Annotated in this window: 3 protein-coding genes; all 3 read right to left on the reverse strand. The window is 35.7% G+C overall.

Features of this window, described 5'->3' with window-relative positions:
- On the reverse strand, positions 1–623 hold a 623-nt coding region (locus tag C8E03_RS21595; RefSeq protein WP_146212353.1), incomplete at its 3' end, for an RHS repeat-associated core domain-containing protein.
- A 544-nt stretch (positions 624–1,167) separates the two neighbouring features.
- The gene (locus C8E03_RS21600) at positions 1,168–1,590 is read right to left on the reverse strand and encodes a hypothetical protein (protein WP_094376939.1); all 423 of its coding nucleotides are present in this window, start codon (positions 1,588–1,590) and stop codon (positions 1,168–1,170) included.
- A gap of 15 nt (positions 1,591–1,605) precedes the next feature.
- The coding region (locus C8E03_RS22180) for a hypothetical protein (RefSeq protein ID WP_207657827.1) at positions 1,606–2,124 on the reverse strand (519 nt) is incomplete at its 5' end.

Here is a 2,124-nt window from a genome sequence, read left to right on the forward strand (position 1 = left end):
ATAATTCGCTCGGCTTCACCAAACGCAGTTACAAACAACCCTCCTGCATACGCATAACTGTCAGTTTTCGTGGTTACTTCTCCATAGCGGTTTTCAAGACTTTGCGTAACCGGATCCACAGATACCTCACTCTCTACCTGAACTTCTCCCGGAAAATGTAGGTAATCTGAGATTCCTGCCGTTGTTTTGACTGTTTTTGTGGGTTCACTTTTGATGTGAATCTCTCCCGGCATTGATACAATATCCCCGATTCCCGCTGTTGCTTTCATCGTGTTTGGTGACAAATCACTTCTGCTAGATGAATTAGATCCATAGCTTGCGTATTCATGATAACTGTGGCCACTCGGGTCAACGTAATTAACCGGATTATTACCCGTATACGTATACAGATTCTGTGTCAGCGGATCTTCCAAGCTTCCTGTATCGGTGTCCTGTGTCAGGAATCCTCCGATACTGCTATTATAATACCTTGCTCGTAGATATTGCAATCCGGTATTGGTATCCACTGCTTCCGCATTGTACCCATAAGGGCTGTCGGTTTCTCCACTTACCTGTGCCACTCCGTAGGCATGATACTGATGTATGTCAAAGTATTCACTTACAATGTATTGTTTCTGTTGCATTACACCAAATCAAATCCATCAATTTGTTGATACTATTACTGACACTTTTCAGTAACTTGTAATGATTTCTATCTATCTTTGATTTCTCCAGTTTTTTTATCAATGTATTTGTCCTTAGAGATGTTCTGTATCGGACAGTAATAGTTATTTCCTGCACAAAATTGAACTTCATCGAGTATTTCCTACTGTTTTGAATTTTACTTCGGTATTCTCGCGGAGTTTAATTGATTCTGAGTTCACTTTTTTAATTTTCATAATAAAATACACCTTTCGCAACAAATTTTTTTGTTACTAAAAGTGCATTAATATGAACCTAATGGAACTACACCTTAAAATCCGATTGTATACCTAAGGCATAATTTTTTGCTTAAGTCTCTTAATTCAGTAATCATGGATTACATCACTTCGTGAGAGCCATGATACCGAATTAAGCGACAGGGATTTACGGAGTTGGAAGTCCTAAGGTATAACCATAATAAATATTATAATTTAACAATAGTTATATTTTCTATGAATACTTTATAACATTGCTCTACTATTATTTCTATATTCCATTATGTAAAATATAACCATTTTCCGCTTGTGCTTTATTGCACATAATTTCCAAATCATTTAATTGATGTATGACTTCTTGCTTATTATATAAATTTTTCTCATATGTATTCTCATCTGGTAAAAAATTACCTGTTAACATAAATTCTAGAGGTGCTTCATCAAATAAATTTTTCCAACATGTCACAATACTTTTAAATTTAATTATATTTTCATCTTTTATGATAGTATATCCATAATAATTCAAACCTTTTTTAGTAGTTTGCATACTATTACAACATGTTTCAATCCACCTTAATGAATCTTCCATATATAAAATCAAATTATCCGAAACATCGATTTTATCCATTCCATTTTCAATAAAATTTATACTACTATCTTTTTCAATAATAGCAAATTCATGAATTAATGCCATATTATACCTTCTTTCTTATTGTTTTCCAAATGATATTATTGTTCCATCTGGTGCTAGATCGATGTATTTACCATTCTTTTTATATCGTACAACACCTTCTACCTCGCCGGATACATTACTCTTAGTTGAACCCTTTTTTGCTGTTTTTGCAAATTCTTCGGCTTTTCTCAAATACTGTTCTTTACTACTAGCTCCAACTTCTGCCCCATGTTTTTTATAGTGTTTAGTTAAAGAATCTTCAGCGCTATTGAAACTACCTTTATTCCACTTGCCAGTCTCAGAGCCTTCCTTACTCACATCGGTATTCTCCGCCGCCTCTTGTGCTTTCTTAATATCTCCGGCTAAGTTATCCGTAGCCGTCATACTAATTGATATACCATATGCCATTTCTGCTATTCCGGTTATCAAAACATCTGTGCTGATTGCAATAGTCGGTATTCCTGCCGCTGCTCCCGCACCGCTCATTGATATGACCGCTCCAAAGATATCTCCAATACCACCTGCCACTGTTTCTGCCGTTCCTGCCACCGTCAA

It is taken from the genome of Lachnotalea glycerini (genome assembly GCF_003201285.1).
Taxonomy (GTDB): domain Bacteria; phylum Bacillota; class Clostridia; order Lachnospirales; family Lachnospiraceae; genus Lachnotalea; species Lachnotalea glycerini.